Source organism: Methanoculleus chikugoensis (assembly GCF_019669965.1).
In the GTDB taxonomy this organism is placed as follows: domain Archaea; phylum Halobacteriota; class Methanomicrobia; order Methanomicrobiales; family Methanoculleaceae; genus Methanoculleus; species Methanoculleus chikugoensis.
In genome coordinates this window covers 1,733,334-1,756,835 of record NZ_AP019781.1, presented here as the reverse complement: position 1 = coordinate 1,756,835, position 23,502 = coordinate 1,733,334, and the positions used below count along the sequence as shown (strand labels likewise).

The window sequence follows — 23,502 nt, the reverse complement described above, 5'->3', positions numbered from 1 at the left end:
CTTTGACGCCAGTCCCTCTCATGCTCTCACCGTGTGTTTCGAGATTACCCTCCCGTTGCGTTTATCCACTATCTTCAGAGTGACCTCTGCGCCCGGGTAGAAGGTTCCGTCGGTGAGATCCGCCGTCATCTCCTCGCCCGGGTTCCAGAAGCGGTCGCGGCATCCCTCGCCGCCGAGGGTCTTCACCCCGTAGTGATGCGACGGGATGAGGAGATGGCCGTTTAAGGTCTGGACGATGCAGGCCTTGTAGCCGTTCACGTAGAAGACCGCCCTCAGGCAGTCGTTCTCGTATGTCGTGCTACTGTTGTTCTTGAGGGTGACCCTGCTCGCATACGTCAGTGCTCCGGCACCTGCGTTGACGTGGGAGATCTCGGTGATGATGATCGGCGGCTGCGGTTCGGCCAAGGATCCGGCGGGGAGCATTGAAAGCAGCATCAGCAGAACAATTGCGGCGAGGATGACGGTGATCGCAACCATCAGGAATACGCCGTGCGTATCCGAAAGAGCGGTCTCGCCCTTGATGGTCCGCCTCACCGGGGTTGCCGGTGGGCCGGAGGGATGCTCTCCCCTCCGTGCCGCACCGGACGATTGGGTTTTAACCACCGTAGTCCATCCCGTACGTCTGCGCCAGGTTCCGGTAACGTCCGTAGTTGTAGGAGTCCAGTTTGGGCCCCATGCCGCGTATCTTGTTCCACTCGACGGCATCGGCGTGCTCCCGCCAGATGCCTTCGAAGGAATCTCCCTCTGCTATGACGAAGACCTTCGGTTTCGACGTCATCTTTATTCCGTCATCCCCGTATTCTCCTCCGGCATCGGTCGGAATGGACGGCACCGTGGTCTCGATGAACGCGTATCCCGTGTCCCGGTAGCAGTACCGGTCGGGAGCCTTGATGCCCACGGCCATATGGCTCTCCTGTTCGAACTCGAAGAGCGCGACGCCGTAGCCCATCTCCCGGAGGAGATAGGCGAGCAGGAGCGACTTCTCGTCGCAGTCCCCGTCCTTGTGGTAGAGCACGTGATACGGGTACTTGGCCGCCGTATCGAACGAGTAATCGGCGTAGGGGATCTGCTGCACCATGCTGATCGCGGCGCGCACCTGGTTGTCGGGTTCAGGTTCGGCGGCGCGGATGTTGCCGGCCAGCTGCTTCAGGTACCGATCCTGGATGCTCTCATCGACAAACTGGAGCCAGTAGTCGCGGTCATCGCGGAATGAGGCAGGATACTTCGTAGACAGATAGTCGTTGACGCCCCGGTAGGCGTCGAACCGGATCGAGCCTGGTTTACCGCGGAGAACATATGCGAGATTGATGGTCTTCGGTCCGGTCTCAAGGGTCTCGTTGGAGACCTCCGGTGAACTGAGGCCGGACGCTTCAAGCGTCCCGGTGACCGCCGTTCCTACCGACGAGGCGATCTGCCCGCCCCAGATGGCGGCTATGCCGATGACGACAAGAATGACGATCACGGCCTTGATGGGGAATCTGCGTGGATGGTAAGGGTCGCCGGTCATACGATGATAGATCCGTTACCCGATAGATAAATATTTTCAAAATTATTCGACGCGGAGGAGCGAGGGCCGGAGATAGTGAACGGTGAAAACAGAGGTATAAGACTTGTGCCTCATGAGAGAAGGCAGATATAACAAAACATCCGGAATGCCGGGGAAACCGGATCCCGGTGATTGGCGGCTCCAGCGTTCTCTCCCGGCCCGGCGGAAACTCCCCTCCAGATCGGCAAGCACCGGGAGGACAAACTTTCTTCTCCTCGGCACCCAGGGAGGATCATGGCCGAAGCAGAACGAACACAACTACCCGGATACGTGCGCCTATCCCGGAGCGGCGAACTGGAGGAGCGGGCACGACGAGCGCACGAGGTGCTCCGCAACTGCGTCGTCTGCCCCCAGGAGTGCCGCGTGAACCGTATTGAGGACGAGGAAGGGTTCTGCCGGACCGGCCTCCTGCCCAGGGTCTCGAGTTACAGCTCGCATTTCGGCGAAGAGCCTCCGCTTGTCGGGAGGAACGGTTCGGGAACGATATTCTTCGCGGGCTGCAACATGCGGTGTGAATTCTGCCAGAACTACGAGATCAGCCAGTGCGGGGTCGGCTACGCGGTCTCGTGCGAAGACCTTGCCGGGATCATGCTCCGCCTGCAGGAACGCGGGTGCCACAACATCAACTTCGTCTCTCCCTCGCATGTCGTTCCCCAGATCCTCCGAGCGGTCGCCCTTGCCGCCTCTCAGGGCCTTACTGTCCCGTTGGTCTACAACAGCGGCGGCTACGACTCCGTGGAGACCCTGCGGCTCCTCGACGGCGTCATCGACATCTACATGCCGGACGCGAAGTATGGGCGCGACGACGTGGCGCTGGAACTCTCCCACGCCCCCGGTTACACCGGCCGCATGCAGGCTGCAGTAAAAGAGATGCACCGGCAGGTCGGCGACCTTGAGATCAGGGACGGTATTGCGGTGCGGGGCATGATCATCAGGCACCTGGTGCTCCCCGGGAACCTTGCGAACAGCGAGATGGTGATGAAGTTCATCGCAGAGGAGATATCGCGCGACTCTTACGTGAACGTCATGGCCCAGTACCACCCGGCCTGGAGAGCGTCCGAAGGGGGGAGGAGCCCGGTGCTTGCGGCGCTGCAGCGCCCGATAACGGCACGGGAGTATGCATATGCCGTCCGTTGCGCAAAGGAAAACGGCCTTACCCGGGGATTCCCGTGAGAGGCGAACGGGAGATGCCGCCACCAAAAGACTATCCGCTCGGACGCAGAGTTGACTCTGGAGTGCAGGTGAGAAGAGTGGCAGGGCTCCGGTACGCGGCCCTGACCGATACCGGGAAGCGGGAGCAGAACGAGGACGCGTACTTCGCCGGCCGGATGAACGGGCATCACCTCTTTGCCGTCGCGGACGGTCTTGGGGGGCATGCCTGCGGAGAGGTTGCGAGCAGGATGGCGATCGAGATCCTCGCGGAAGCTGCAGGCAGGGAACTCCCGGAGAGCGATCCCGGCGACCTGCTCGAACGCGCGTTCCAGCGCATCAACGCCGCTATTTTTGCGTATAACATGGATAACGCCCTGAACGCAGGAACAACGCTCTCGGCGGCACTCGTCGCAGAGTCGGGCCGATGCTGGATCGGCACGGTGGGCGACAGCAGGACCTACATCGTCACGCCGGCCTCCGTCTGGCATACGCGCGACCAGACCTATGTCCAGGATCTGGTTGAATCGGGAGCCATATCCCCTGCAGGGGCGATGCTCCACCCGCGGAAGAACATCCTGACCCAGGCGCTCGGCCTCTCGGCCCGGGTGCAAGTCGATCTCGATCTTGCGGAACTCGCCGATGGGGTTCTCCTGGTCAGTTCGGACGGGCTGCACGATCACGTCCCGGAGAGCGTCATCCGGGAGATCGTGCTCGAAGACGATCCCGGCACGGCATGCCGCAGACTGATCGATGCCGCCAGGGACGCGGCAAGCACCGACAACACCACGGTGATCGTCGCCAGAGCGTGACGGTGTGGGTGAGACGGCGATACGGCCTCGCGCAAAGAATGATGGGCAGGGCATCCGGAGTTTGAACGCCGTCAGGTGCGAGGTACGAGGTGGGCAGGCCGTCACGGTCTGCCGCATGAAGGTATGCCCGAGGAAAAATGGTCGATCCCGGGAACAAGCCGGGTCCGTCACCCCCCATTGAGTAGGGAACGACGGGAACCGGATCTCAAGAGGGAAAATGAGCGGCCTTATTCCTGATACTCTTCAAGAGCAAGTTGGTACATCCAGTCGAGAAGGAGCGCGCACTCTTCCGGGGTGCACTCCCGATCGCAGCCGATGCAGGGAAGAACCTCACCTCCCGCAAGGATGACGCAGGGGTCGATCGCGCGCTTCTTCGCACGCAACAGGTACGTCTTGATGCCGTCGCTGCGAAACTCGATGCGCTCGATCAGCCCGGCATCAAGCAGCCTCTTCACGATCCTCGAGCACTTCCTGCTGTCGATATCGAGAAGTTTCCAGAGCTCGCTCTGGAGAACTCCCTGGCGATGGGACTGGATAACCTTGAGTGCTTCTTCCTCCTGGTCGGACATGGCTATCAGAGCAGGGGCGCAATGGTCAGGATATTATTGCCGCGGATGACGACGGTCCCGAGGGCACGGCCCCGCTGTTCTCCAGTATACTCCGTGGTCTCGTCCATATGCAGGTTCAGGTGTTCATCCACCGCCACGAGCCGTCCCTGGAGTTTCCTGCCGTCATCCTTGATCTCAACGGTGATTTTAGAGTCTACTAACGAAAAAACCTTCTTAACAGGGAGTACGATACCGTTAACCATCTGTTCTTATATGGTTATGTTCATGCATTAAGGTTTTCGTTGACCGACCACCGGACGCCTCCGGCGTTCGGTGGGAGGTGCGGCTCCGTCAGTGGCGCTACCGGCCGGTGGCCGTTTAGTTCCGGAAGGCACCGTGAGGTGCGACCGGTGATACGGACAAAGAAGCGTTGCGGGAGCCGCTAAAGCGCCGCGGACGACCGCCGGCAAAAAAAAGTTACTCGGGGATGTCTTCCCAGCGATCCTTGAACTGCTTCTCGACGCCGGGGAGGGTAGTGTACTCCATCTCCTCAAGCGAGAGGCGGTGCGGTTCAAACGGCCCGTGGGCCCTGAGCACGTCGGCGAGCTCGCAGCACCGGTCGCGGACGCGGTTGAACGCCGGGTCGTCGAACATATCTGCGGGCCCGATCAATTTCCCGTTGCAGATCTGGAAGCCGAGGCAGATGACTCGCGGCGGTCCGTCAAACGCGGTGCAGTTTGCATCGCAGACGCCCACCGGCATGAACGGCCCGTGGTGCGAGCCGCGCATCCAGCCGGCCACGAGGATCGGTGTCCTGAAGGGGTCGATGACCTCACCGACCGAGGGGAACCCGCTCTGTGCCCTGATGACCATGACCGGGTCGTCCTTCCCGACATAGCGGCCGGCCATCAGGTTCAGGCGCTGGGTGCTCGTAGATGCTGCAATCATGCCGTTCCTCTTCCATACGTACTTGATCACGTAGCGGCTCGGCGCTCCGATGTAGGCGAGAAGGCTGTAGGACTCTTCGGGTGTGTTGAAGAGGATCTTGCGCTTCTCGATGACGTCGTGGACCTCGAAGGTGAACCCGTCATGCATCGAGGGGTCGATGACGAGGCCGGACGTGCTGAAGGGATCGGCAAAGATCCGGTAAAGGAAGTAGTTCCACGCTCCAGGTTCGGTCTTGTCGGCCATGAAGACAAGGACCGGGTCTGAGCCGCGCTCTTCAAACTCCATCTCGGCAACCCCGGGTCCCATGCCCTTGACGTTGCCGCTGAATGCATCTGCAAGCAGGTCCTGACCGGCGCCGTAGAGTTTCATCTCCTTGGCGATCCGGGCGCACTCCGTGAAGACATTCCACGCGAGTTTGTGGATCTCTTCGTTATCCTCGCCCCTGGTGTGCGTCATGATCAACTCGAGGTCGTCGCCGCAATGGGTGACGTACGAGTCGATGATGATGCTGCCTTCTGCCTCCTTGAGCATCCGGGCGGCTGTTTCAAGGAGCTTCGGGTGGGTACGGGAGTGCCCCGGAAGACTGCCTACATCTGCTTTGATCACGGACACGGTGGTTTTAACCATGTAATCACCACTACCTGGCGGGCAAATGCCCCTACGACTAGTAGATAGGTATTACTGTATATGTAGGTGTTGCTGCCTTGAAAAAGGGTTGGCTACGGCAATCTCTCTTCGTGTTCGTCCTTCCCGGCGATCCTTTACGTTGGATGCTCCCGGAGGGGGTAGAAACGCTATCCTGCTGCAGTTTACGTGTTGTACCGATTTTAATGAATGGTTCCAGGATAGGGGCCCTTTCGAGAGCAGCATTTCAGGGAATCGCCCCCGGCGGCCCCGGAGACGCTCGCGCGTCCTCTCGGCGAGGTAGTGCCGGGATGATGCCGCGAGATGGGTCCGGCAAGATGAAGACGGTTCGTGGAGGGCAATCGCCCGGCTCCTTCACGGGCGGATGCCGCTCTCGGCGAAAATATTGCGGCGCTGCCGGGGAGCCGGGTCGGCAGGCGCCCTGCTCTTCAGTCGATCCTGATCGACTTGCCCCGGGAAAATTTGACTTCCAGGACGCCGTGCTTATAGTTCGACTGCATGGAGTCGGCGTCCACGGCAGGCATCTCCACCGAGGTCAGCTGATTGCCGCCGGCAATGATCGTCAGCGTCCCGTTGATGAGTGACAGGTGAATACTCTCCTTCTCGGTACCCGGGAGATCGATCGCCACCGTCACGTCGTCATCGGTCGTATACATCTCTGCTATCGGCTCGATGGTCCCCTCGGAGGAGGGTTCATTCGGCTCTGCTACGGGGGCCGCTTCCGCTGCCGGGATCTCAGGCTTTCCGGCCTCATGAAGGACGATCTTGAATCCGTAGGCAAACGGCCTGTTCTGATCTCCCTGCTCTTTGAGCCCCTGCTCCATGAGGCGTTTCATCAGTTCGTTGAGTTGCTCGAAGATGTCTGCTGGGCTGTCACTCATGTGCATCACGTTGTTTCTATCCCTGTTGGTGGGGGTCGGATGCCCCCGAAGGGAGCGCCTCACGGGCAGGGGGCGCTCCCGTCAGAACGCCACACCCGTCTGGGGCAGCGGGCGTTCAAGTTTGGCTTTCAACTTCTTTGTGAGGCGCTTGATCTCGCCGAAGTCTTTCGTTCTCCGGTAGACCGCGTCTTTGAGGGTCTGTGTGAGATCGTTGACTTCCTGTTCGATCTTGCCGGTCTCCCGCATCCGGGCACGGTTGATCGTCGAGACGGCGTCTTCGAGTGCCGACCGCTGCTCCTGGTTGTAGAGGATCTGCCAGGAGTGGCGTTCGTTCTCCTCCAGCCGGTCGATATCCAGCGTGCCCCGCACGCGGGTGAGGGCATCCTCGAAGTGCTTCTTCGTGATCCTCACGTTGCCGATCGCCTGACGCCGTTCCTCTTCGGTCTTCCCTCCCATCGCGGCGATGAACTCGCGCATGGCGGAAGTCTTTGCCTCGCGGACCAGCGCCTCGATGTCGGCGCCGACGTAGCCCTCGGTTCTGTCGACCATTTCGTCGATGTCCACGTCGTTTGCAAGGAGTTCCCTGTTCTTCAGGTACACCTCGAAGATCTTCTTCCTGCCTTCCCGGTCGGGCGGCGGGACGTAGATGATCCGGTCAAATCTGCCGGGGCGAAGCAGCGCCTCGTCCAACATGTCCGGGCGGTTGGTAGCGCCGAGAACCACGACATTGTTGAGCTCTTCGAGGCCGTCGAGCTCTGTCAGGATCTGGCTAACCACACTTTCAGTTACGTGCGATGATCCTATATAAGATCCACGTTTGGGCATAAGTGCATCAATCTCGTCGAAAAAGATAATCGACGGTGCTGCTTGCCTTGCTTTCCTGAATACCTGTCGAACTCCACGTTCCGACTCGCCGACCCATTTCGAGAGGAGTTCGGGCCCTTTTACGGAGATGAAATTACTTTCGCTCTCGTTTGCGACCGCCTTTGCAAGGAGTGTCTTGCCTGTTCCGGGGGGGCCGAAGAGCAGGATGCCGCGGGGGGGTTCGGTGTCGAGCGACGCGAATATCTCCGGATATTTGAGCGGCCACTCAACAGCCTCCGCAAGTTCTCCCTTTACGTCTTCGAGCCCGCCGACGTCCTCCCATTTGACATCCGGGATCTCTACGAGCACCTCACGCATCGCGCTCGGCTCGACGTGCTTGTGCGCTTCGAGGAAGTCCTCGTTCGTGACGCGGAGCTGGTCGATGATCTCGGCGGGGATCTCCTCTTCGATCTTGATCTGCGGTATGATCCGGCGGATTGCGTGCATCGCCGCCTCTTTTGCGAGCAGCGCGATGTCGGCGCCGACGAAGCCGTGCGTGGAACGGGCATATTCGTCGAGTCTCACGTCTTCGGCAAGCGGCATGCCGCGCGTGTGGATCTGGAAGACCTGCTGTCTTCCCTTGGTGTCGGGGATGCCGATCTCGATCTCGCGGTCGAACCGGCCGCCGCGCCGGAGGGCGGGGTCGATCATGTCCGGAAGGTTCGTCGCGGCGATCACCACGACCTGCCCCCGGGTCTTCAACCCGTCCATCAGGGCAAGCAACTGGGCGACGATCCGGCGCTCGACCTCGCCTTTCACCTCTTCGCGCTTGGGCGCGATCGAGTCGATCTCGTCGATGAAGATGATCGAGGGCGCGTTCTCCTGTGCCTCCTCAAAGACCTCCCGCAGGCGCTCCTCGGACTCGCCGTAGTACTTGCTCATGATCTCGGGACCCGAGAGCGTGATGAAGTGGGCGTCCACCTCGTTTGCCACCGCTTTTGCGATCAGCGTCTTCCCCGTTCCGGGCGGGCCGTAGAGCAGGACGCCCTTCGGGGGCTCGATGCCCAGGCGCTCGAAGAGTTCGGGGTGCCGGAGCGGGAGTTCGATCATCTCCCGGACGAGTTGCAGCTCGCGGTCGAGCCCGCCGATGTCCTCGTAGTGGACGTCGCCCGCCATCTCGCGCTTCCCTTCCTTGGGCTCGTAAGGAGTCTCTTTCAGCTCGATCTCGGTGCTGTCGGTGACGATGGCGATGCCTTTCGGCGCCACCCTGGCGATCGCGAACGTAAGCGGGTTGCCGAGGATGTTGACTCGAATGAGCTGCCCCTCGGTGACCGGCCTGCCGCGGAGGATCCTCCCCAGGTACTGCTCGCCGCCCACCAGGCGGATGGGCTGTGTCGGCTGGATGGTCACCTTCTTCGCGTAGCCTGCCTCGGTCTTTCTGATCCGGACGTTATCGTCGATCCCCGCCCCGACGTTGCTCCGGGTGTTGCCGTCGATGCGCAGGATCGCCTTGCCGGTGTCCTGGGGGAAGCCCGGCCATATGAGCGTCGCCGCCTTATGACGCCCCTCGACCTCGATGACGTCGCCGCTGACGAGGCCAAGCGCCTTCATGGTGTCGATGCTCAGTCTGGCAATTCCCCGGCCGGCGTCTTCGTGCGCCGCTTCCTTGATGGTCACCTCAACGGATTCGGTATTGGCCATGTGAACAATCTCCTCCTGTGATGGTTTACCATAGGTAAGTGATACACAGTATTTATAGTTTTCTCACAATCCCCCTCCCGTTATGCCGATGATCCCCTTTTCCGTAACGATGTAATCCATCTTCACGTCGTTTTCATCGGCAGGAATGCAGTTTGCCTGCTGACAGGAGAACGCGATGCCGATCCTTTTCGGGTGGGGATACCGGCAGAGGAAGCGGTCGTAGTACCCCGCGCCGTAGCCGAGCCGGTTCCCTTCGGCGTCGAAGGCGAGCATCGGCAGGACGACGACTTCCACATCCTCCGGCCGGGCCGGAAGTTCGCGTCCGATCGGCTCAGGAACGCCAAACGTGCTCGGGACGAGGACTCCGGGGTCGGGGAGGTAGGAGAGGCGAAGGCCGCAGGTCTCCCGCTCGATGATGGGAACGACGACCCGCACGCCCCGGCGGTTCAGGGCCGCGATAAGGTCGGAGGTCTCGACCTCCGGGGCTTTTGCGGCATAGATCATGACGGTCTCAAAGCCGTCGAGGAGATCGAGGAGCCGCTCAGTTATGCTGCTGCTGTATTCGGCGAGCTGTGAGGGCGAGAGGAGGAAACGGGCCTCTTTTGCCCGCAGGCGGAGGGCTGCCTTTGTCTGGCTCATTACAGGGAGTTTTTGGTGAATCACACCATAAAGTATGCGCGTCCGACATGAGGGCGGGCCGCTTACCTCCCGGTCCCCTGCTCCTTGCCGCAGACCTCCCGGAACTGGCGGAGAGAGGATGCAAGGACGCGGGTCTTTCCAATCATCGCGGCGATGAGGAGGACGTCGAGGACCTCGTCGCGGGATGCGCCCTCTTTCAGCGCGGCCCCGATATGCACCTTCAGGCAGCTCTCCGCCCCGGCACTTGCAGCGGCTGCAACGGCGATGAGTTCCGCGGTCTTTGCATCAAGCGAGGCGGGCCGGGAGAACCGGTAGTCGGCGAGAGTGGAGAGCGCGAAGGATTCGGGCCGGTCGCGGAGGATAGAGAAGATGAACGGCACGACGCCGAGCATCTCTTCTACGTCGTCCGTGAGATCGTCGCTGAGGTCGTCGGCGTGGGCGAGAAAACTTTTGACTATCTGTTCGTTTTCAGGTTTCATGGACCTTCCTCGTATGGGAGTGTGGGCGAGAGCGAGGATAATGGTGCGGTTTTTTGGTGCGGCGAGGATAGCGATTCGATGGATGGATGGATGCATGGGATTTGTGTGCAACTGCCCGGTACGCTGGACCGTGGGGGTATCGCCCCTGGGGGAGGGGCTGACGGGGAGGGGGGAGCATCCCCCCTCCCCTGTCTCCATCTCACATCACTGTTGCTCAAGCTCGCTATGCTTGCATTCCCCCACCCCACCCGCGCTTCGCGCTCCTCCCCCGCCCCCAAGGGGGCGGGGGCAGTGCGTGGCGATATCCCCACGAAAGCCGTTGGCGGGGTTAGTGACTGTGGGATAGACAGGGTTAGAGAGGCCATTTGATGTCGGGAGATTGTCCAAGAGGATATCGGGTCAGATCCACTTGCACACGTGAACACCCTCGCTACCTGGAGAAAAATACCACAAAAAGACGAAAGCCGGGAGGGAGTCCCCTCCCCAACTACTCTCAGAAGTTAAAATGCCTTCCAACAATCTTCAGCGCGCAGTAGTCCCCGCACATCGTGCAGCCGTCGGTATCGGCCGGCATCCGCTCGGCCCGGATCGCCCGGGCGCGCTCGGGGTTCATCGCGACCGCAAACTGCCGCTCCCAGTCGAGGTCCCGGCGGGCGTGGCCCATCTCGAGGTCGGCATCGCGCTTCTTGAGTTTGATCATATCCCCGACGTGGGCGGCGATCCTCGAACTCATGACGCCCTCGTAGACCTCCTCGGGGGTGGGGAGTGCCAGGTGCTCCGCCGGCGTCACGTAGCAGATGAAGTCGGCGCCGTAGGAGGAGGAGAGCGCGGCGCCGATAGCGGCAACCCGGTCGTCGTAGCCGGGCGCGATATCGGTGACGAGCGGCCCGAGCATGTAGAACGGTTTGCGGTTCGTGACGCGCTTCTGCAGGACGACGTTGGTCTGGATCTCGTCGATCGGGATATGCCCCGGCCCCTCGATGATCGCCTGCACGCCCTGCTCGTGTGCCTTGTCGGCGAGCTCCGCGTTGATGAGCAGTTCCTGGATCTGGGCGCGGTCGGTCGCGTCGTGGACGGCGCCCGCCCGCATCCCGTTGCCGAACGAGAGGGTGACCTCGTGCTCCTTCAAGATCTCAACCAGATAGTCGAACTCCGAATACAGCGGGTTCTCCTTCTCGTTGTGGAGCATCCACGCGGTCATGAAGGCCCCGCCCCGGGAGACGAGCCCGCCGTGCCGCCCCTGGTTCTGCAGGCGCTTCATCGTCTCGTAGTTGATCCCGGTGTGGATCGCCATGAAGTTGGTGCCGGCCTTTGCCTGCTCCGCCGTGATCCGGAAGAGGTCATCCTCCTCCATGTGGACGACCGCCCCATGCTTCCGGGCGGCCTCGATGAACGCCTGGTAGAGCGGAACCGACCCGACCGAGAGCGTAGTCGCTTCGACGACCCGCCGCCGGATCTCCATGAAGTCGCCGCCGGTGGAGAGTTCCATCAGCGTATCGGCACCGGCAAGTTCGGCCTGCCGGACCTTCTCGACCTCCATATCGACGTCGACGATGTCCGACGACGTTCCGATGCTTGCATTGACCTTCGTGCGAAGCCCTTCGCCGATACCGCAGATCTTCACCTTACGGTAGGGGGAGACCGGGATGACGATATGGCCGTCGGCCACGCCGCGCCGGACGAAATCTTCGGTAACCCCTTCCGCTGCCGCGACGATCCGCATCTCTTCGGTGACGACGCCACGCCGGGCGTCTTCTATGAGACCCATGGCCCTATATTTGCAGAAAAGAGTTGATAAAGGCTTGTTTTTGAGATTTGGGCTAAATTTTGCTTGTTCTCTCAACAAGTAAACTTGACTTTATCTTATTCAGATCTTGTTTCATAGCCGGAAAGCCAAGGCTTACAAGAAATAACGGAGCATCTCTTTATCGCCTGGTGATCATTTGTACGTCAATTTCGGAGGTTTTGTCCCGATCAGCACCGTCGACTGGCGGGGGCGGGCGGCCTGCACCGTCTTTCTCCGGGGGTGCCCCGCGCGCTGCTTCTACTGCCACAACGTCGCCATCCAGGACGGCGAGGACCTGCGCGACGCAGACGAGATCCTCGCGATGATCCGGGAGTCCCGCACGGTTGCGGGCGCCGTGGTCTTCTCCGGCGGGGAGCCGACCCTGCAGGGGCCGGCACTCGCCCACCTCGCAGCCGCCGCCCGCAAGATGGGGTTCTCCGTCGGCCTGCACACGAACGGCATCTTTCCCGGGGTGATCGAGGACCTTCTTGCGCAGCACCTCGTCGACATGATCTCGCTCGATATCAAGACAACGTGGGAGCGTTACGACGACCTTCTGGAACTTACCGCCGCCGATGCGGTGAAGCAGTCGCTCGCCGCCTGCAAACGCGCGAAGGCCGACGGCCGCCTTGAGACCTGCCCGGCCGTGGTCACCCTCTTTCGGGGCCGCGAGGGAGACCTCCCGGCCATCGCAGAGGATACCCGCGGACTCGACCTCGTGCTCCAGCAGGGGGTGGCCCCGGGCTTCGCACCCCTGACCCGGCAGGAACTCGAGGCGGCCGCGGCGCCGCTCGGCCGCAGGGTCCGCATACGGACCCGGGAAGACGGCGAGGTCGTCTACGACCCGGAGCCCTGACCCGTTCCGGTGACGTTAAGCATAATATCGACGGGAACGCACGTCTATGAAGACATTTGCGGCGGCCGCCGCAACCTGCATCGCCGGGACCCTGCAGCCGGTCTCTCGCCGGCACGGCCCGCTGTTCTTGATATAGGAGGAACCTGATGAAGGTCATTGGAATCGTTGGTATGCCGGCAAGCGGGAAGGGAGAGGCGTCAAGGATCGCCCGGGACCTCGGGATACCGGTCGTGGTCATGGGAGATGCGATACGGGAACGGGTGAAAGAAGCCGGGCTTCCCCCGACCGACGCTAACTGTGGCGCAGTCGCCGGGAAGTTGCGCGTAGACCTCGGCATGGACGCCATCGCCCGGATCACCATCCCGAGGATCGAGGCGACGGGCGCCCCGGTGGTGCTCGTGGACGGCATCCGGGGCGACTACGAGGTGGAGACGTTCAAGGAGCACTTTCCCGGGTTCACGCTCATCGGGATCGAATCGTCGTTCGAGACGCGTTACCGGCGGCTCACGAACCGCGGCCGGTCCGACGACTCCCTCACCCCCGAAGAACTCCGGGCCCGCGACGAGCGGGAACTCGGGTGGGGGCTCGGGCGCGCCCTTGAGGGGGCGGACTGCCGGGTCACGAACGAAGGATCGCTTGAAGAGTTCAGCGCAGAGGTTCGCACCCTGCTCTGCCGGCTTGGAGGTAGAGAAGAATGAGTCTTGTCCCGTATTTTTCAGCCTCGTCGAAGGTCTGGGAGTCACGCGACTGGGTCTATGGGCTTGAAGAGATCGGGTATACCGGATGGGAGATCGTCGCCGACGGGAAGTATCGCCTGGACAACCCCGAGAACTTCGCTGCCGTCCGGGAGAACCTCGAGAGCACCGGCCTTCTCGCGACCGTGCACGCGCCCTACAGCGACTTAAACCTCGCGTCCTTGAACTACCCGATCTGGCGCGAATCGATCCGCCAGACCTGCTGCTGCATCCAGCACGCGGCCGAACTGACCGACCGGGTGACCATTCACCCGGGTTTCGTCTCCCCGGTAGGCAAGCTCGTCCCCGAGAAGGTCTGGGAGATGCAGAAGACCGCGCTCGTCGAGATCGGGAAGTACGCAGAGGATCATGGTGTCCTTGCGTGTGTCGAGAACATGATCAGCATCAAGGACTTCCTCTGCCGCTACCCCGAGGAGATCCTCGGCCTCACCGAAGGGATCGCGGGGATCGGGATCACGCTGGATCTCGGGCACGCCAACACCAACGGCCTCGTGGACGCATTCCTCGGGCACGTGCGGGAGGTCGATCACCTGCACATCCACGACAACCACGGGCAGTCGGACGAACACCTTGCGCTCGGCGTGGGGAACATCCCCTGGGAGAAGGCCGGGCGGGTCATCGCCCGCGACTACTCCGGTCCGGCCGTCATTGAGGGGCGGAACCTTGAGGAGGCAAAGCGGAGCCTCGCAGCATTCAGGAAGTGGTTCGTATAGCCGGCGAGACCCTTCACGTTCACTTCCTCGGGACAGCAGGGGCGCTCCCCTCCCCGCAGAGGAACCCATCCTCGATCCTGATCCGGCGGGGTTCCGACACCCTGCTCTTCGACTGCGGGGAGGGAACCCAGCAGCAGATGATGCGCGCCCGGACCGGGTTTACCGTGAACGCCGTCTTCATCACCCACTGGCACGCCGACCACTTCCTCGGCGTCTTCGGGCTCGTCGAGACGCTCGCGTTCATGGGACGGACCGACCCGCTCCCGGTCTACGGCCCGCCCTGGGTCGGCGAGTTCGTCGATCTCGTGCAGAAGATCAGCCGCCACACCCGGGGTTTCTCCGTCACCGCCCATCCCCTCGAGCACGGTTCGGTCGTGCCCTTCAACGGCTACACCGTCCGGGCGTTCGCGACGCTCCACGGCATCCCCGGGCTCGGCTACGTGCTGGAGGAGGACGAGCGGCCGGGCAGGTTCAATCGCGAGCGCGCGATCGAACTCGGCGTCCCGCCGGGCCCGCTCTTCGGGCGGCTGCAGCGCGGGGAGGAAGTTCGTATCGTCCGCGACGGCACCGAGGCCGCCGTCCGTCCCGGCGACGTGATGGGAGAGTCGCGCCCGGGCAGGAAGATCGTCTATACCGGCGACACCCGCCCGCTCCAGGATCAGCCCGACACCGCGGCGATGATCCGGGATGCCGATCTCCTGATCCACGACGCCACGTTTGACGACCAGGAGAGCGATCGCGCCCGCGATGTCCTGCACTCGACCGCCGGAGAGGCCGGGGAGGCCGCAACGGCTTTGGGCGCCCGTATGCTCGCCCTGATGCACATAAGCTCCCGTTATGCAAGCACAGCAAACCATATACGCGATGCAAAGCGACAGTATGAGGGAGACGTGATTCTACCGGCCGATCTGGCCGTGCTGGAGATCCCGTACAGGAGTTGATCGAAGATGGACGGTGATGGTGATGGAGCAGGGTCTATCCAGCCAGAGCCGCCTGATACTTACGGGTCTCGGCGCCCTGCTCGTCAGTGCCGCTGCATCGAGCATCGCGGGCGTTTACCTTGGATCCGCCCGTGAAGTCCTCGCGCTGATACCCGGCCTGATGGTGCTCCTGCCGTCGATCATCGATATGCGGGGGAATATAGCCGGAGTCCTCGCATCCCGCCTCTCGTCGTCGATGCACCTCGGAGAGTTCTCTATCGATTTTGAGGAGGGCAGCGTCCTCGGCGACAACGTTCGCGCCTCGTTCGTCATAACCGTCCTCATAGCATTTGTCCTTGGCATCTTCGCCTATGCGGCAAGCCTTCTGTCCGGCCTCCCGACGGTGAGCATCACCGACCTCGTGCTGATCTCGGTCACGAGCGGGATCGTCTCGGGGCTCCTCGTGATGGGAATCACCCTGCTCATCGCCCTCATAAGCTACCGCTACGGCCTCGACCTCGACATGATCGGCGCACCGACCGTCACCACATCCGGGGACGTCGTCACGCTCCCGATCCTCGTCCTTTCCGCGGTCTTTGTCATGTATCTCCCTCCCTGGACACGCCTGGCGCTCGGGGTCGCCGTGGTCGCCGTTGCCGTTGCTGTCATCGTCTATACCCGGCGCCGATCGGAGGGGATCGGAACCATCGTCGGGGAGAATCTCTCTTTCCTCATCCCGCTCAGCGTCCTCGGCACGCTGGCGGGCCTGACCTACTCCCTCAACCTCGATGCACTGGTGACGATCGCCGCCTTCCTCATCCTGATACCGCCGTTCACAGGCTGCCTCGGGTCGATCGGCGGCATCCTCGGGTCGCGCCTCTCGACGGGGATGCATACCGGGGAGCTCAACCCCTCGTTCCTCCCCGAGCGCGGCGTAGTGCATCATTTTATTATTTCCTATCTCTATACGTTGATACTGCTTCCACTGCTGGCGCTCATCGCGCATGGTGCGGCGGTGCTCATGGGGTTGAATAGCCCGGGTCTCGGGATGCTGGTCATCATCAGCCTTGCGGCGGGTCTGGTCGTCATGACACTGGTGAACGGCGTGGCATACGCCACCGCGAGCCTTTCATTCCGGTACGGTCTCGATCCCGACAACTTCGGAATCCCTGTCATCACAAGCCTGATCGACCTGATCGGTGCAGCCGCGCTCGTGACGGTGATAGGCCTGCTGCTGTAGTGAAAGAATGGAGAACAACGGTTAAAAAACCATGATGGAACATGAATATCAGCCGATCAGCTTCAAAGATGTCCTGATCGAGATGAAAGACGTCTCCGAGCTGATGGTCGATCTTTCTTATTCAGCGATACTCTTCGACAGCAAAGAGATAGCGCTCGAGGTGATCAACCTCGAAGAGAGGATGAACAATCTGGTTTACCAGGCTAGAATTCAGAGTGTCCTCGGCGCGAGAAGGATCGAAGAGGCCGAGGCGATGAGCGGTATGCTCCAGGTGGCCGAAGCGGCGGAGAGGATCGCGAACTCTGCCTCGGATATAGCAAAACTCATCTTAAAAGACATCCGTTTCCCCGCAAAACTCAAGCGCGTCTTCCCGGAGGCCGAAGAGGTCGTCACCCGGGTCATCGTCAGCCAGGGAAGTGAGCTCGTCGGCCACACGCTCGGCGACCTCAAGGTCCAGAGCACGACGGGTATGCAGGTGATTGCCATCCGGCGCGGAAAGGGCTGGATCTACGACCCCGACAGGACCACCCGGATGGAGAGCGATGATATCCTGATAGCGCGGGGCCCGGAGGCCGGAGAGGAGATCCTCTCTGAGATAACGGGCTCGATGGAGCGTCCCCGGGTCGAGGTCTCGTCCGCGGGCGAGGTCGACGACCTCGATCGGGCAGTCCAGTTGATCATCGAGATGAAGAACCTCTCGGAACTCTCCGTCGGGCTGGCATACACGTCTCTCCTCTTCAACAACATGGAGGTGGCGCACGAGGTGGTCGCCCTCGACTCAACGCTCGATGATATGCGCTACGACCTGGATCTCTGGATCCTTGAAGCGGCTCGAAAGATCGAGGACGTGCGCTACCTTCGCGGCCTGCTGTATATGTCTTCGTTCGCACAGGCGATCAGCGATTCGGCTCACTCGATCGTCGACGTCCTGCTGCGGGATATCGAGATCCCGCCGATATTCAAGAAAATCGTCCGGGAATCGGACGAGATCATCACGCGGATGACCGTGACGCCGTCGTCGCCGCTTGTAGGGAGGACGCTCAAAGAGATGTCGCTTGCGACGGTCACCGGGATGGTCGTGCTCGCCATCAAGCACGGCGACCGGTGGGTCTACCGCCCGGGGAAGAGCGTCCGGCTGCAGAGTGGCGATACCATCATCGCAAAGGGCAGGCGGGACGGCGAGTGCCGGCTCTACGAACTTACCGGGCACACCGCCAAGGTGTCCGAAGAATAATTGGGAGAACTACTATGGGAGATACAGAAGATACCATTGTTTACCGCCTCGGTGCGAACTGCGGTCTCGACGAGGTGGAGGAAGGGAAATCCTACCTCGGGCGGGTGCAGGGGTTTGCCCCGTTCGGCGTTTTCGTCCAGTTAAATGACCGGGTCAAAGGGCTCGTTCATAAGAGCAACGTGAAGGTGCAGCATACCGAGCGCGACCCGATCATCGTTCATGTCCTCCAGATCCGGAGCAACGGCAACATCGACCTCGAGGAGGTTACGCCGACCGTCTACCAGACACAGAACGTGACCAAAACGACAACGACCGTGCTGATTGCCGATATCGGGAAGAAGATCGGCAGGACGGTGCTGATCGAGGGCGAGATCGCCCAGATAAAGCAGACGTCGGGGCCGACGATCTTCACGGTCGTGGACGCATCAGGCACCGCGAACGCGGCCGCGTTCATCGAGGCGGGCGTCCGCGCGTATCCCGAGGTGGAACTCGGGGATATCGTCGCCCTCACGGGCGAGGTGATGCAGCGCAACAACCAGCTCCAGGTCGAGGCCTCGTCCATGACGGTCATGGAACCGGAGGATGCGGCCCGGGTCAGGGAGCGCATCGACGCGGCGCTCGATGAGCGCGCGGAGCCGCCCGACCTCCCGTTCCTGGTGGAGAGCGATGTTCTTCTGGCCCTGAGACCGCAGATGCGGAAAGTGGCAAAGGAGATCCGCAAGGCCGTTCTGACCGCGCGGCCGATCATCCTCCGGCACCACGCGGATGCGGACGGCATATGCGCTGCCGTTGCCGTCGAACAGGCGGTGACCGCGCTGATCCGGGAGAGCGGCGGAGATTTCGACGCGGAGTATTTCCTCTTCAAGCGTTCGCCGTCCAAAGCTCCGTTCTACGAGATCGAGGATATCACGCGGGATCTCGACTTCGCCCTCAAGGACAACGCCCGCTACGGACAGAAGATGCCGATGATCCTCCTGATGGACAACGGGTCGACCGAGGAGGATATGCCGTCGCTGAGGGTGACCCGGATCTTCGACCTGCCGGTGATGGTCGTCGACCACCACCACCCCGACGAGATCGTGGACGATTACCTGATCGGGCACGTCAACCCCTACCATGTGGGCGGCGATTACGGGATCACGGCCGGGATGCTGGGCACGGAGATCGCCCGCATGGTCAACCCCGCGGTCGAGGATCAGATCCGGCACCTCCCGGCGATCGCGGGAGTCGGCGACCGGAGCGAAGCGCCGGAGCGTGCCCGCTACCTTGCTATCGCCGCACCCGAGTACTCGGAGGACGACTGCCGCGCTATCGCGCTCGCGCTCGACTACGAGCAGTTCTGGCTCCGGTTCAGCGACGGGAGAGAGATCGTCAAGGAGATCCTGAACCTCTCCGGCGAGCCCGGACGCCACGAACAGTTCGTCAACCTGCTGGTTGAAGAGGCGAACCGGGCGATCGAGGATCAGCTCGAGACCATCATGCCGCACGTCGAGAGCCGGATGCTCGAAAACGGTGCTCATCTCTTCATGCTCGACGTGGAGCTCTTCGCTCACCGGTTCACGTTCCCGCCGCCGGGGAAGACCTCGGGCGAGGTGCACGACCGGCTGGTCAGGGAGCACCCGGGAGAACCGGTCGTCACGATCGGGTTCGGGCCGGACTTTGCCGTCCTGCGTTCCCGCGGCGTCATGATGAACATCCCGCAGATGGTGCGCGAACTCCGTAGCGAGATCGTCGGCGGCGGAGTAAACGGCGGCGGCCACCTCGTTGTCGGGAGCATCAAGTTCGTGGAAGGGATGCGTGACGTGGTGGTTGATAGCCTGATCAAGAAGATTGGTGAATCGCCAATCTGATCGCTACCACGTTCCTGTGAGGTTGCGGCCGGGCGGTCTGATCTCTTCTGGAGCCCCGTCCGGGATTGGCTGCATCCAGGGCCTTCGGGCACCGGTGCACCACTGCCGCTTTATATTCTTCCCGGATCATCGCCGCTACGGGGCGATGCATGCTGTCGCCATGTTGCGGGGCGCGCCTGGCGGTTAACCGTCGATGCAATTTTGATGGCGACCGAAATATAAAAATAGATTTATTTCCTACGTGGACTCTCATGACCGGAAACTTATGGGCGTGGAGAGCACTCCTGGTCGTGCTGCTTCTGGCGGCAGCGGTTGTTGTGCTCCCCGCAGCGGCCCAGAGCACGGCAGCCACGGAACCCCTGACCTGGACACTCAGTCCGACCCCCGGTGAGACCCCCGAAGAGACCCTGACGGAGGAAATCCCGGAAGATACCCCCGTCGATGAGGCTTCTGACATTACGCCGGACGAGACGGAGAACGAGACTCCTGAGGAGACTCTGTCCGGGGCAATCGAGAACGCGGCTCCAGAAGAAACCTTAGTTGGAGCGGTGGAGAACGTGACTCCAGAAGAAACCCTGGTCGGGCCGGTGGAGAACGCGACTCCTGAGGAGACTCCGGCCGGGACAGGTAACAACACGACCAACGAGACCGGTCCTCCCATTGTAGTCGGGACGGACGAGGCGACGCCGGCAGATACCGCCACGGCCGAGCTGCCGACGTTCACGCCGATCCAGGCGGCACAGGTCAACGGGAGTGTGACACAGGCCGCCCCCCTCTCGCTTACCGGCGCTATCCTGGCCGCGCTCGTCGCCGCGCTCGTCGTCGTGTTCGGGCGGAACCGGAGGTGACGGCGGGATGCCGGGCGGTCGTCGCCCGGTGCCGTTTGGGACGGGGGCGCGGGGCTATCGAAAGCGCCCCTTCCCCTCCGGTTCCCGCGCTCGCGATGACCGTGCTGCGCTCTCGGGGCTGCAGATGGTACTCCCTGCCCCCCGGATCGGCACGACGATGCTCAATTATATGCAATGATTAGTATATCCCTCGTGTTATTTTACGGGCACAAATGGGTAGATATAAATATTGATCTGGACAAAAAAACACTTGCTCACGAGGGAATCAGTCGATGTCGACAAAAGATCGTATTAAGGAGAAATATAGCGACACCCAGCGAAAGATCCTGTACCACCTCAAGGCAGGGCTGCGAGCCGGCAAATCCTACTTTAAATCCAAGTACATCGCAACCGATCTTGGCCTTTCCGCAAAAGAGGTCGGCATCAACCTTGCCATCCTCTCTGAGATCTGCGATGAGCTGGATATTCGGCGCTGGAGTTATTCGAACAGTACGACGTGGCGCGTCACCTCCCGTGCATCATAATTTTATCTTGGAACGCTCTATTCTACGGCATGAAGATCATTGAGTTTGAAGCACCCGTCGAATTTGTGGCCAACATCAACGATCAGAAGGACTGCCTCATGTCCCAGGACAAGAACCACGAAAATCCGGAGGTGCTCTGGTTCAACATCGACGTTCCCAAGGGCCACGGCGTGCGGGCCGGCGACCGGGTCAGGGTGACCGTCGAAAAGATCTAAAGTCCCCGCAACTACAACCATATCGCCGGGATGCCCCGGTCTCATCCGAGCGGGGCAGAGAAATATTCGGGGAGCGTCTCCAGGGTGATGCGGTATGCGTCCACTTCATCCACACTGACGATGAGGTAGAAGTCTTTCCCTCCTCTCTCGACGTTTTTGACAATGCCGCCGGGGTAGTGCAGGTCGGCTCCCTCTATGATGGTCCCGCTCTCGAACTCCACGAGTGCCATCCTGAAATGCGCCGCCTGGGGCCGTATTGTTGAGGAGACACTGCAGTTAAGCCTCCATACCGCGTACGGCACGTGGAACACCTCGGTGATGCCGCCTCGCCCCTCCTCGATGTAAGCGAACGGGATGATCCCCCGAGCTCCCTGCCATGGGGGGTCGGAACCACCGTAGAGCATGAGGTTGTCAGGGAGATGGCAGCGGGGGTAGTCCCAGACTCCGGTCGCGTAGGAGAGCCTGGTGGGTTCGAGCGGCGCGGCAGGCGTCGGTGCGGGGGGGACGGTGACGGCAGGCGTCGGTGCGGAGATCTCGGGGATCTCCGGCCCGGCCTCCGCTACGGGCGGCCGAAGGAGCAGTGCCAGCACGGAGACGATGATCAGGGCGGTAAGAATGCTGAAGACGTCGCCTTTATCCACAGATTTAAAAGGATGTACGGGGTAAAAAGTTCTTCGGGTTTGCCCTCGTGCTCTCGCCCGGAGATCGACGGGGAAGATCGTTTGTGAGCCGGGTTGACCCGGTTTTTTTAGAACCCTCCTCCATAATAGAATCTCTAAAACGGAATCGTTAATATGAAGCCACGACCACAATCCTGTGAGAGCATGGATATCACTGAGGTGCGCACGTGGGTGATATTTTATCTGATCTCCTTCGTGGTGCTCCTTGCGGCGACCTTCATCACAACCCAGAGCGGTAGCCAGCTCTGGATCAGCCTGATGCTCATCATCATCGTCGTCGGTGTAAACTTTTACCTGCTCTTCTCCGAGTTGAAGCGTTACCAGGCCAGGAAGGCCTTCATGCACCGGATGTCGCAGTTCGAAGAGACCGAGACGGACGTGGAATCCGGCTACCTCTGGTGACGCTCAGGCGGCCCTGCGCAATATCTTCTGCATGGTGTTGTACGGCACAAAAAGGTGCTCCACCTCTCTTGCCAGGTACTCGGTCTTCCCTATGACGTAGTAGCCGTCGGCGGCAAGCGCTGAGTAGAAAAGATGCGTAAGGTCGTTCTTCTGCTTCTCGGTGAAGTAGATGGTGACGTTGCGGCAGGTGATGGCGTCGAGGTACCGGGCAATAGGAACGCCCGACATCAGGTCGTGCTCCCGGAATTTAACCAGGCTTTTGATATGGGAACAGACCTCGAACGTGCCGTCTTCGTGGCTGATGAAATGCTTGCGGAGCCTTTTATCGTCGACGTTCTCGAGCGCCTTCCTGTCGTAGACCCCGGCCATGGCCTTCTGCAGCACCACGGTATCGATATCGGTCGCGTATATCGTTACGCTGACGTTTTTATGAAGGGCCATCAGTTCATGGGCGAGGATGGCGATCGAGTAGGGTTCTTCACCCGTGGCGCAGCCGGCGCACCAGATCCGGAGAGAGTTTTTGCGGTGGGCGAGATCCGGCAGTATCTCCCGACGTATTACTTCGAAGACCTCCGGGTCGCGGAAAAATTTGGTGACGTTGATGGTGAGTGCGTTCCTGAGCAGGTCGAGTTCCTGCGGGTTCGCGAGGAGGTACTTATGATACGCCTCGAAATCTGCGGTGTTCGTCAGACGCATCCGGGAGAGGATGCGCCGTTTGATGTAATCCTCCTTGTAGTTCGAGCACTTGATCCGTACCAGTCTCTCGATGCTTCTCTGGAGCGATGCGAATTCATCCATGGGATAACCTGCTTATGCCGGGTGTTGAAGTGCGGAGACGATCTAGCGACTTGCTTGATCGCCGCCGAGATCGCCGATTACTTTCTGGACATCGAGCCATATGATGAGGGTCTTGGCCTTCCCGTCCTCTTCGTCCCCTATCTTGATGATTGCTTTGACGTAACTGCTGATAGACGACGTAATGCCGTCGCTGATACGTTCGATCTGTTCATTCCTGACCGATACGACGCTGTGCACGTCGTCGACGATGATCCCCACGTTCGATCCGTTCGTCACATCCGGCATCAGCACGACGATCTTTCGGTTCTCGGTCTCCTCCGATCCAGGGAGCCCGAGAAGGTCGCGGAGATCGATGATGTTCGTGATCTCGCCCCGCAGGTTAATGATGCCCGCGAGGTAGTCGGGAGCACGGGGAAGGGGAGTGATCGGCATCATCTCCACGATCTCTCGTGCAATCTGGATATCCAGTGCGTAGTGCTCCTCCCCGAGCTGGAACTCCACCACGTCTACGGATGCTGCCATCATCTCC

The 23,502-nt window shown here is 61.1% G+C and carries 26 protein-coding genes; 13 read left to right on the top strand and 13 right to left on the bottom strand.

Features of this window, described 5'->3' with window-relative positions:
- Positions 1-18 precede the first annotated feature (18 nt).
- Both MchiMG62_RS08840 and MchiMG62_RS08835 read right to left on the bottom strand, forming a co-directional pair.
- Positions 19-603, bottom strand: coding sequence for a type IV pilin domain-containing protein (locus tag MchiMG62_RS08840; protein ID WP_244987653.1), 585 nt, complete (start codon positions 601-603; stop codon positions 19-21).
- A complete protein-coding gene (locus MchiMG62_RS08835; RefSeq protein WP_221056640.1) occupies positions 596-1,507 on the bottom strand; it encodes a transglutaminase-like domain-containing protein in 912 nt (303 codons plus the stop codon). The genes MchiMG62_RS08840 and MchiMG62_RS08835 overlap by 8 nt, the downstream gene beginning before the upstream one ends.
- Positions 1,508-1,780: 273 nt before the next feature.
- Between MchiMG62_RS08835 and MchiMG62_RS08830 the strand changes: the two genes are divergently transcribed.
- Together MchiMG62_RS08830 and MchiMG62_RS08825 are read left to right on the top strand one after the other, a co-directional pair.
- Entirely contained in the window at positions 1,781-2,719 is a 939-nt protein-coding gene (locus MchiMG62_RS08830) for a radical SAM protein (protein WP_221056639.1), read from the top strand.
- A 77-nt stretch (positions 2,720-2,796) separates the two neighbouring features.
- Entirely contained in the window at positions 2,797-3,507 is a 711-nt protein-coding gene (locus MchiMG62_RS08825; RefSeq protein ID WP_244987652.1) for a PP2C family protein-serine/threonine phosphatase, read from the top strand.
- A gap of 227 nt (positions 3,508-3,734) precedes the next feature.
- Here MchiMG62_RS08825 and MchiMG62_RS08820 read toward each other — a convergent pair whose 3' ends face one another.
- The 8 genes from MchiMG62_RS08820 to thiC form a co-directional block, all read right to left on the bottom strand.
- The gene (locus MchiMG62_RS08820; RefSeq protein ID WP_074369966.1) at positions 3,735-4,076 is read right to left on the bottom strand and encodes a helix-turn-helix transcriptional regulator; all 342 of its coding nucleotides are present in this window, start codon (positions 4,074-4,076) and stop codon (positions 3,735-3,737) included.
- 5 nt (positions 4,077-4,081) lie between these two features.
- On the bottom strand, positions 4,082-4,318 hold the full coding sequence (locus tag MchiMG62_RS08815) for an LSM domain-containing protein (protein ID WP_221056637.1): 237 nt from the start codon (positions 4,316-4,318) through the stop codon (positions 4,082-4,084).
- A gap of 214 nt (positions 4,319-4,532) precedes the next feature.
- Entirely contained in the window at positions 4,533-5,630 is a 1,098-nt protein-coding gene (fbp, locus tag MchiMG62_RS08810; RefSeq protein WP_221056636.1) for a fructose-1,6-bisphosphate aldolase/phosphatase, read from the bottom strand.
- 446 nt (positions 5,631-6,076) lie between these two features.
- Positions 6,077-6,529, bottom strand: coding sequence for an Hsp20/alpha crystallin family protein (locus MchiMG62_RS08805; RefSeq protein WP_221056635.1), 453 nt, complete (start codon positions 6,527-6,529; stop codon positions 6,077-6,079).
- A gap of 81 nt (positions 6,530-6,610) precedes the next feature.
- Positions 6,611-9,034 carry a CDC48 family AAA ATPase gene (locus tag MchiMG62_RS08800; RefSeq protein ID WP_221056634.1) on the bottom strand — a complete coding sequence of 808 codons (2,424 nt, stop codon included), beginning with the start codon at positions 9,032-9,034 and terminating at the stop codon, positions 6,611-6,613.
- 63 nt (positions 9,035-9,097) lie between these two features.
- On the bottom strand, positions 9,098-9,673 hold the full coding sequence (locus MchiMG62_RS08795) for a 5-formyltetrahydrofolate cyclo-ligase (RefSeq protein ID WP_221056633.1): 576 nt from the start codon (positions 9,671-9,673) through the stop codon (positions 9,098-9,100).
- 62 nt (positions 9,674-9,735) lie between these two features.
- Positions 9,736-10,152, bottom strand: a complete 417-nt coding sequence (locus tag MchiMG62_RS08790) for a carboxymuconolactone decarboxylase family protein (protein WP_221056632.1) — start codon at positions 10,150-10,152, stop codon at positions 9,736-9,738.
- 493 nt (positions 10,153-10,645) lie between these two features.
- Positions 10,646-11,920, bottom strand: coding sequence for a phosphomethylpyrimidine synthase ThiC (thiC, locus tag MchiMG62_RS08785; RefSeq protein WP_221056631.1), 1,275 nt, complete (start codon positions 11,918-11,920; stop codon positions 10,646-10,648).
- A 175-nt stretch (positions 11,921-12,095) separates the two neighbouring features.
- Here thiC and MchiMG62_RS08780 point away from each other — a divergent pair, with 175 nt between their 5' ends.
- The 10 genes from MchiMG62_RS08780 (at position 12,096) to MchiMG62_RS08735 (ending at position 21,093) form a co-directional block, all read left to right on the top strand.
- The gene (locus tag MchiMG62_RS08780) at positions 12,096-12,794 is read left to right on the top strand and encodes an anaerobic ribonucleoside-triphosphate reductase activating protein (RefSeq protein ID WP_221056630.1); all 699 of its coding nucleotides are present in this window, start codon (positions 12,096-12,098) and stop codon (positions 12,792-12,794) included.
- Between the two features lie 146 nt (positions 12,795-12,940).
- Positions 12,941-13,492: a dephospho-CoA kinase gene (locus MchiMG62_RS08775; protein WP_221056629.1), complete on the top strand. Its 552-nt coding sequence runs from the start codon at positions 12,941-12,943 to the stop codon at positions 13,490-13,492.
- Positions 13,489-14,262: a sugar phosphate isomerase/epimerase family protein gene (locus MchiMG62_RS08770; protein ID WP_221056628.1), complete on the top strand. Its 774-nt coding sequence runs from the start codon at positions 13,489-13,491 to the stop codon at positions 14,260-14,262. The genes MchiMG62_RS08775 and MchiMG62_RS08770 overlap by 4 nt, the downstream gene beginning before the upstream one ends.
- Positions 14,250-15,203, top strand: coding sequence for a ribonuclease Z (gene rnz, locus MchiMG62_RS08765; RefSeq protein ID WP_221056627.1), 954 nt, complete (start codon positions 14,250-14,252; stop codon positions 15,201-15,203). The genes MchiMG62_RS08770 and rnz overlap by 13 nt, the downstream gene beginning before the upstream one ends.
- 16 nt (positions 15,204-15,219) lie before the next feature.
- Complete coding sequence (locus MchiMG62_RS08760; RefSeq protein WP_244987651.1) at positions 15,220-16,422, top strand: magnesium transporter; 1,203 nt, start codon at positions 15,220-15,222, stop codon at positions 16,420-16,422.
- A 31-nt stretch (positions 16,423-16,453) separates the two neighbouring features.
- Positions 16,454-17,656, top strand: coding sequence for a potassium channel family protein (locus tag MchiMG62_RS08755; RefSeq protein ID WP_221056626.1), 1,203 nt, complete (start codon positions 16,454-16,456; stop codon positions 17,654-17,656).
- Positions 17,657-17,670: 14 nt separating this feature from the next.
- Positions 17,671-19,506: a DHH family phosphoesterase gene (locus MchiMG62_RS08750; protein ID WP_221056625.1), complete on the top strand. Its 1,836-nt coding sequence runs from the start codon at positions 17,671-17,673 to the stop codon at positions 19,504-19,506.
- A 251-nt stretch (positions 19,507-19,757) separates the two neighbouring features.
- The gene (locus MchiMG62_RS08745; protein ID WP_221056624.1) at positions 19,758-20,354 is read left to right on the top strand and encodes a hypothetical protein; all 597 of its coding nucleotides are present in this window, start codon (positions 19,758-19,760) and stop codon (positions 20,352-20,354) included.
- Positions 20,355-20,626: 272 nt separating this feature from the next.
- A complete protein-coding gene (locus MchiMG62_RS08740) occupies positions 20,627-20,878 on the top strand; it encodes a DUF7123 family protein (RefSeq protein ID WP_054847725.1) in 252 nt (83 codons plus the stop codon).
- Positions 20,879-20,907: 29 nt separating this feature from the next.
- A complete protein-coding gene (locus MchiMG62_RS08735; RefSeq protein WP_054847726.1) occupies positions 20,908-21,093 on the top strand; it encodes a hypothetical protein in 186 nt (61 codons plus the stop codon).
- Between the two features lie 41 nt (positions 21,094-21,134).
- Here MchiMG62_RS08735 and MchiMG62_RS08730 read toward each other — a convergent pair whose 3' ends face one another.
- The gene (locus MchiMG62_RS08730) at positions 21,135-21,734 is read right to left on the bottom strand and encodes a hypothetical protein (RefSeq protein WP_221056623.1); all 600 of its coding nucleotides are present in this window, start codon (positions 21,732-21,734) and stop codon (positions 21,135-21,137) included.
- Between the two features lie 183 nt (positions 21,735-21,917).
- Here MchiMG62_RS08730 and MchiMG62_RS08725 point away from each other — a divergent pair, with 183 nt between their 5' ends.
- Entirely contained in the window at positions 21,918-22,175 is a 258-nt protein-coding gene (locus MchiMG62_RS08725) for a hypothetical protein (RefSeq protein WP_054847729.1), read from the top strand.
- Between the two features lie 3 nt (positions 22,176-22,178).
- On the opposite strand, the gene MchiMG62_RS08720 is transcribed toward MchiMG62_RS08725, so the two are convergent.
- Positions 22,179-22,973 (bottom strand): CheR family methyltransferase, encoded by a 795-nt coding sequence (locus tag MchiMG62_RS08720; protein WP_054847730.1) that lies wholly within the window; start codon positions 22,971-22,973, stop codon positions 22,179-22,181.
- Between the two features lie 42 nt (positions 22,974-23,015).
- Complete coding sequence (locus MchiMG62_RS08715) at positions 23,016-23,495, bottom strand: chemotaxis protein CheW (protein ID WP_221058728.1); 480 nt, start codon at positions 23,493-23,495, stop codon at positions 23,016-23,018.
- Between the last annotated feature and the right edge of the window lie 7 nt (positions 23,496-23,502).

Bases quoted from the DNA above. Each gene is read 5' to 3' on its own strand.
- MchiMG62_RS08835 (WP_221056640.1), bottom strand. From the start codon at position 1,507: ATGACCGGCGACCCTTACCATCCACGCAGATTCCCCATCAAGGCCGTG.
- MchiMG62_RS08830 (WP_221056639.1), top strand. From the start codon at position 1,781: ATGGCCGAAGCAGAACGAACACAACTACCCGGATACGTGCGCCTATCC.
- MchiMG62_RS08820 (WP_074369966.1), bottom strand. From the start codon at position 4,076: ATGTCCGACCAGGAGGAAGAAGCACTCAAGGTTATCCAGTCCCATCGC.
- MchiMG62_RS08815 (WP_221056637.1), bottom strand. From the start codon at position 4,318: ATGGTTAACGGTATCGTACTCCCTGTTAAGAAGGTTTTTTCGTTAGTA.
- fbp (WP_221056636.1), bottom strand. From the start codon at position 5,630: ATGGTTAAAACCACCGTGTCCGTGATCAAAGCAGATGTAGGCAGTCTT.
- MchiMG62_RS08805 (WP_221056635.1), bottom strand. From the start codon at position 6,529: ATGAGTGACAGCCCAGCAGACATCTTCGAGCAACTCAACGAACTGATG.
- MchiMG62_RS08800 (WP_221056634.1), bottom strand. From the start codon at position 9,034: ATGGCCAATACCGAATCCGTTGAGGTGACCATCAAGGAAGCGGCGCAC.
- MchiMG62_RS08795 (WP_221056633.1), bottom strand. From the start codon at position 9,673: ATGAGCCAGACAAAGGCAGCCCTCCGCCTGCGGGCAAAAGAGGCCCGT.
- MchiMG62_RS08790 (WP_221056632.1), bottom strand. From the start codon at position 10,152: ATGAAACCTGAAAACGAACAGATAGTCAAAAGTTTTCTCGCCCACGCC.
- thiC (WP_221056631.1), bottom strand. From the start codon at position 11,920: ATGGGTCTCATAGAAGACGCCCGGCGTGGCGTCGTCACCGAAGAGATG.
- MchiMG62_RS08775 (WP_221056629.1), top strand. From the start codon at position 12,941: ATGAAGGTCATTGGAATCGTTGGTATGCCGGCAAGCGGGAAGGGAGAG.
- MchiMG62_RS08770 (WP_221056628.1), top strand. From the start codon at position 13,489: ATGAGTCTTGTCCCGTATTTTTCAGCCTCGTCGAAGGTCTGGGAGTCA.
- MchiMG62_RS08760 (WP_244987651.1), top strand. From the start codon at position 15,220: ATGGTGATGGAGCAGGGTCTATCCAGCCAGAGCCGCCTGATACTTACG.
- MchiMG62_RS08755 (WP_221056626.1), top strand. From the start codon at position 16,454: ATGATGGAACATGAATATCAGCCGATCAGCTTCAAAGATGTCCTGATC.
- MchiMG62_RS08750 (WP_221056625.1), top strand. From the start codon at position 17,671: ATGGGAGATACAGAAGATACCATTGTTTACCGCCTCGGTGCGAACTGC.
- MchiMG62_RS08745 (WP_221056624.1), top strand. From the start codon at position 19,758: ATGACCGGAAACTTATGGGCGTGGAGAGCACTCCTGGTCGTGCTGCTT.
- MchiMG62_RS08740 (WP_054847725.1), top strand. From the start codon at position 20,627: ATGTCGACAAAAGATCGTATTAAGGAGAAATATAGCGACACCCAGCGA.
- MchiMG62_RS08735 (WP_054847726.1), top strand. From the start codon at position 20,908: ATGAAGATCATTGAGTTTGAAGCACCCGTCGAATTTGTGGCCAACATC.
- MchiMG62_RS08725 (WP_054847729.1), top strand. From the start codon at position 21,918: ATGGATATCACTGAGGTGCGCACGTGGGTGATATTTTATCTGATCTCC.
- MchiMG62_RS08720 (WP_054847730.1), bottom strand. From the start codon at position 22,973: ATGGATGAATTCGCATCGCTCCAGAGAAGCATCGAGAGACTGGTACGG.
- MchiMG62_RS08715 (WP_221058728.1), bottom strand. From the start codon at position 23,495: ATGGCAGCATCCGTAGACGTGGTGGAGTTCCAGCTCGGGGAGGAGCAC.